The organism is Acinetobacter sp. UBA5934, from assembly GCF_002430855.1.
Taxonomy (GTDB): domain Bacteria; phylum Pseudomonadota; class Gammaproteobacteria; order Pseudomonadales; family Moraxellaceae; genus Acinetobacter.
Genome location: NZ_DJDC01000089.1, coordinates 1 through 6,071, shown reverse-complemented (window position 1 = coordinate 6,071; position 6,071 = coordinate 1). Strand labels below are relative to the sequence as shown.

The 6,071-nt window shown below is 41.7% G+C and carries 3 protein-coding genes; all 3 read right to left on the bottom strand.

The window, feature by feature from the left end:
• Positions 1-16 precede the first annotated feature (16 nt).
• Positions 17-2,296, bottom strand: coding sequence for an NADP-dependent malic enzyme (locus tag B2Y23_RS06380; RefSeq protein ID WP_291369719.1), 2,280 nt, complete (start codon positions 2,294-2,296; stop codon positions 17-19).
• Between the two features lie 145 nt (positions 2,297-2,441).
• Entirely contained in the window at positions 2,442-5,303 is a 2,862-nt protein-coding gene (locus B2Y23_RS06375; RefSeq protein WP_291369717.1) for a bifunctional diguanylate cyclase/phosphodiesterase, read from the bottom strand.
• 169 nt (positions 5,304-5,472) lie between these two features.
• The coding region (locus tag B2Y23_RS06370) for a 16S rRNA (uracil(1498)-N(3))-methyltransferase (RefSeq protein ID WP_291369715.1) at positions 5,473-6,071 on the bottom strand (599 nt) is incomplete at its 5' end.

Genomic DNA, 6,071 nt, shown 5'->3' with positions numbered 1-6,071 from the left:
CTAATGCGTACATTCCTTAGAGCGCGTTTTTTTCTGCTTCCTGAATTTCAGCGACAGTTAACGCAGTCATATTCACTACGCGACGAGTCGTTGCAGTTGGTGTCAAGATATGAACAGGTTTCGCAGCACCAAGCAGGATAGGACCAATGGTCACGTTGTTACCTGAAGTTGCTTTTAACAGGTTAAACGAAATATTGGCTGCATCCAGATTTGGCATGATCAGCAAGTTTGCAGAACCTTTGAAACGCGTATTTGGGAAGGCAAAATGACGAATATTTTCATCAAGTGCTGCGTCACCGTGCATTTCACCTTCAACTTCCAACTCAGGTGCAGTTTCACTTAAAATTTCAAATACTTTACGCATTTTTTGCGCGCTTGGATCTGTTGGATCTGAACCAAAGCTTGAATGAGAAAGCAAGGCTACACGTGGCGTAATACCAAAACGACGTACTTCTTCAGCAGCCAAAATGGTCATTTCAGCCAACTGTTCAGCCGTTGGGTTACGGTTGATATAGGTATCTGCAATGAACAGGTTACGGTCTTCAAGCATCAAGGCATTTAGGGTAAAGAAGGTATTATGTCCATCTTTTTTGCCAATCACATTACCTACGAAGTCTAAGTGAATGTCGTAACTTGAGTAGGTACCACATAACATACCATCAGCCAAACCGTGTTTTACCAGCATTGCAGCAATAAGGGTAGAACGGCGACGTGATTCACGTTGTGCATACTCAGGTGTTACCCCTTTGCGTTGCATGATGTTGTAGTAGTCATCGGCAAATTTTTCGTAGTTCGGGTTTTTCTCCTGGTCTACGATTTCAATGTTTACACCATGTTCAAGACGCAAGCCCAATTTTTTGATGTTTGTTTCAATAACTGCGGTACGACCGACCAGAATCGGTTGAGCCAAGCCTTCATCCACTGCAATTTGTACTGCACGAAGTACGCGCAGGTCTTCACCTTCCGCATAGGCAATACGTTTAGGATCTGATTTTGCTTGCGCAAAAATCGGTTTCATCATGAATGCAGAGTTGTAAACAAACTCGGACAAGCGTTGACGATAAGCAGAGAAGTCCTGAATTGGACGAGTTGCAACACCTGAATCCATTGCAGCTTGTGCAATTGCAGGGGCAATTTCAAGAATCAGGCGTTGGTCTAATGGACGCGGAATCAGGTATTCACGACCGAAGGAAGCAGATTTTTCACCATACGATGCAGCATCGGCTTCAACATGTGCCATACGAGCAATTGCGTGTACACAAGCAATCTTCATTTCTTCGTTGATGGTGGTTGCACCCACGTCTAAGGCACCACGGAAAATGTACGGGAAGCAAAGCGCGTTATTCACCTGGTTTGGATAGTCTGAACGACCAGTTGCCATGATTACGTCATCACGTACTTCGTGAGCATGTTCAGGCAGAATTTCCGGGTCCGGGTTAGCCAAGGCGAAGATGATTGGATCTACGGCCATGGTTTTGACCATTTCCTTGGTCAAAATGCCGGCAGCAGAAAGACCCAGGAACATATCAGCACCGCCGATCACATCAGCAAGTTGAGAACCTTCAATGTCTTGTACATAACGTTTTTTGGATTCATCCAGACCTTCACGTTTGGTCGTTAACAGACCGCGTGAATCGGCTACAACGATATTTTCTTTTTTTGCACCTAAAGCACAAAGCAAGTCTAAACAAGACAGCGCTGCAGCGCCGGCACCTGAAGCGACAATTTTAATCTCTTCAATTTTTTTGCCGTTTAATTGCAATGCATTGAGCAGAGCAGAACCCACAATAATTGAAGTACCGTGCTGGTCATCATGGAACACCGGAATGTTCATGCGTTCACGAAGTTTTTGCTCAATGTAGAAACATTCAGGCGCCTTGATATCTTCAAGGTTAATACCACCAAAAGTAGGCTCTAAGGCAGCAACGATGTCGACAATTTTATCCGGGTCGTTTTCATCAATTTCGATATCGAATACATCGACACCCGCAAATTTTTTGAACAGTACGCCTTTACCTTCCATAACCGGCTTGGAAGCCAAAGGACCGATATTCCCTAAGCCCAGTACCGCAGTACCATTACTCACCACCGCTACAAGGTTACCACGTGCTGTATAAAGGGCAGCGGTTGAAGGGTCACGTTCAATCTCCAGACATGGTGCAGCGACACCAGGTGAATAGGCAAGCGCTAAGTCACGTTGATTGACCAGTTGCTTGCTAGGTGTGACGCTAATTTTTCCTGGTGTTGGGAATTCGTGATAATACAATGCCTGTTGTTTTAAAGATTGATCGTCCATCTGTATCTCGTTTGTTACTGAGGTGATCCAGCAAAACTGCTGGTTTTTTGCTTGATTGGGTCGAATATAACATTTGTTGCGACCTTAGCACAGTCGCGTATGTGTCTTTTTCCGGCAAACTTGGAATTAGAAAGGTTGACTTATATCAAGAAGGTATAAGTCGATGTTGTTCTAGATAGGTAGTCGCTTCTTTTTCAGGAAGGGGTTTTGAAAATAAGAAGCCTTGTGCAATATCACATTCCAGATCTTGCAGATATTGCAGTTGTTGCTCGGTTTCAATTCCTTCGGCAACCACTGTGAGCCCCATAGCTTTGCCCATGGCAATCATGGCGCTGACAATCGCTTCCTGTTTGTTTTGCCCAATCTTGGAAATAAAACTGCGGTCGATTTTCAAGATATCAATTGGAAAATCAGCGAGATAAGACAAGGATGAATAGCCGGTTCCAAAGTCATCCAAAGAAATATGAATATGACGTTTTTTAATCTCATTCAGCAGGTTTTTCACCGTGACTGAATTTTCCAGTAAGGATGATTCGGTGATTTCCAGTTCCAGACTAGAACCGGAAATTTTATAAGTCTGAATGGCATGATCAAGGTCTTCCAGGAGTTGACCGCGTTGTAATTGCTGGGCAACCACATTGACCGATACACATATATTATTAAAGCCTAACTCATTCCAGCGACGAATTTGTTTGGCAGTTTGTTGAATCACAATTTTGCCAATATCCGAGATCAGACTGGTTTGTTCTGCCAGGGGAATGAACAGGTTAGGGGGAATTATTCCCTTGCTTAGATGATTCCAGCGCACCAGTGCTTCAAACCCATAAATATTTTGATCACTAAAATTTATTTTCGGCTGATAATAAACGATCAGCTCATTGTTATTGATGGCATGACGCAAATCACGTTCCAGATAAATACCTTGTTCAAGTAAAGCGGTATTGTTATTGGAGTAGAAACGACAGGTATTACCACCCAGATTTTTAGCTTCAGTCAAAGCCTGCTCAGCGCAATTATTCAGATAATCCAGCTGACGTCCATTTTCTGGATAGAACGCAACCCCCATAGACAGGGTAATAATATGGTCTTGTTCAAAAATATTAAAAGGTAAGGAAAAGGCTTTGGTGATGCGTTCACAATGTTGCTGAATGGAGGGGCGAATATGTGAAATCTCATACACAATGGCAAAGTCATCACCATTTAGATGCGCTACAAATAATGCTTCGGCATTTGTCAGTCGCAATCGTTGTGCAACTTGACGCAGTAACTCGTCACCACCGCTATTGCTTAAAAACTCATTGAGAGGTCTGAAGCGGTCAATATTCAAACGAATCACGGCCAGTTGTTTGATTGAATCTTTTTGACTGACTAAATATTGATGTAACTGGTAGTTGTAATAAAAACGGTTCGGTAAATCTGTTAAAGGATCGTAATTCTCTAAATAAGACAAACGCTGTTCTTGCAGTTTACGTTCAGTTAAATCGGAGACTATACCAATATAGTGAGTGACACGGTTCTGCTCATCGGTAATGGCATTAATGCGCATCCAGATGGTCAGTTCTTTACCGGAAAGGAATTTTTCATGCAGTTCACCGTCAAACTCACCGATTTTTTCCAGTTGCTGAATAATCGAGTAATGGCTGCTTCTTTGCTGGGATTTGTAATTCGCCGTAATATCAAATAAATTTTTGCCAATAATATGCTGATGTGAAAAGCCAGTGAGCTGTTCATAAAATGGATTGACATCGATATAGCATAACTGATCATCAAGAATGAAAATGCCTTCGGCTGCTTGTTGAAGTACACTTGCGGCCAATTTCAGGCGTTCCTGGTCGGTACGTTCCTGATGAATGTCACGACGAATCCCCACCATACGCAGGGGCTTTTTATTAACCGGATCTCGAGCGATGACCCGGCCAATATCGTGAACCCATTTCCACTTGCCGCTACTATTCTGAATGCGATAGCTTGCTTCATAGAGTGGTGACTGACCCCGTAAATGTTTTTTCAAGGCCTGCTTGAACTGGTCAATATCATCCAGATGAATAATATTTTGCAGTTGATGATGATGCAGTTTAGAAGGTTTGAGAGTCTTTTGCTGTTTCGAATCCGTCACCAGAATTTCACGATCTTTGATATTCCAGTCCCAAGGGCGCAGTCCGGCAATTTCATGCGCCAAAACCAGGTTCTGTTGCTGGTTTTCCAAATCGGTATTCATTTTGGCAATATCAAAAGTTCGTTCTTTAACTTTCTGTTCAAGAAGCTGATTATTTAATTGTAATTGCAGCTCAATATCTTTCGATTTGTTAATTTCAGTTTGCAGCTGTTTGCATAATTCATCAGTCCACAAAACCTGTTGTTTGGCATTTTCAACTAAACGGTTGTTTTTTGAATAAAGGGCTGAAATGCGCTGATGAATACGGGATGTGGTGTTGGCGCATAACAACATGACAATTAGGGCAAAATTTATGGTCAGATGAAATAAATGATTTGTTGTTTCTGTGCTGATAAATTGTGAGGCTAAATAAGGAAAAATAGCCGGTATAAACGTCAAGCAGAAATAGTTTAAGCGCTGGGTCAAAAAGGTTAGTGCAAATGCCTGACTGACGATGAGTAATAAAGCCGACAAAATTAATGCATTCACATAACTAAATGCAGGATTGTATTGCGGCAGATAGTAGTAAATCAGGCTAATCCCAATCCCAATACTGCTTCCAATCAGAATGCTCTGGAATTGTAGCCAACGGTGTGCATGGTTCAAACTGAACTGATCGGGCTTAAAGTAGATGCTGGTCAGTAGGATATTCAGGCAACAAAACAGTTCAATGCCAATAAACCAAATATTGAAATAAAGAGATGGCTTGACGTAATAAAATTGATAAATGCCATATACATACAATGAAACGAGAACAATACTTATGAGAAAGAAGCGACTGAGCCGAATCGTATTGATAATTTGAGCAGCACTCACATGCTGCTTAATGTACTCGTCTTGAATATCTGACATATAAGCAAAAACCTTATTTTTGTTTTGCGATAAATTACTTATTAAAATTTTAACTCTGTTAAAAACTAAACTATATTCTAAATATATATTTGTCTGTTTAAGTCAAGAGTAATAACGTTATTTAAAAAAATCAATCTAATCATTCCCCATTTATCTAAATTCTGATGAACTAGACAGTTAAGTTGTAGTTTAAAATAGATAAGGCCACAATTGGGGCGGTTTCTGTGCGTAACACACGATTGCCGATACACCAGTTTATAAATCCTGCATTGTTTGATAATTGTATTTCGGCTTCACTCAGACCACCTTCTGGACCAATCAATAATGCAATATTGGGGGTTGCAGCAGCGAGTACATCGATCTGGTCTTTATTCGGGGCAAGTACCAGTTTTGTTGCAGGTAATTCACTATTCAGCCAGTCTTGTAAAGATACAGGGGCTAACACTTCCGGTACTTTGTTCATGCCGCATTGTTCACACGCAGCGATGGCAATGCCTTGCCAGTGATCGATTTTCTTTTGGTCACGATCATATTTAAGCCGCATTTCACAGCGTTCAGACGTCAGCAGCTGGATTTTGGATACACCCAGTTCTGTGGCTTTTTGAATAGCATAATCCATACGGTCGCCTTTACTCATTACTTGTCCGAGTAAAGTGCTAAAACCAGGGGTGCGGTCGTCAGGATTGAACGAATCGACAGCAACACTGGCTGATTTTTTTGCAACCTCAACCAGTGTTACTTCATATTCACCCCCTTGTCCATTGAACA

Coding starts and splice junctions, on each gene's coding strand:
- B2Y23_RS06375 (WP_291369717.1), bottom strand. CDS start 5,303: ATGTCAGATATTCAAGACGAGTACATTAAGCAGCATGTGAGTGCTGCT.
- B2Y23_RS06380 (WP_291369719.1), bottom strand. CDS start 2,296: ATGGACGATCAATCTTTAAAACAACAGGCATTGTATTATCACGAATTC.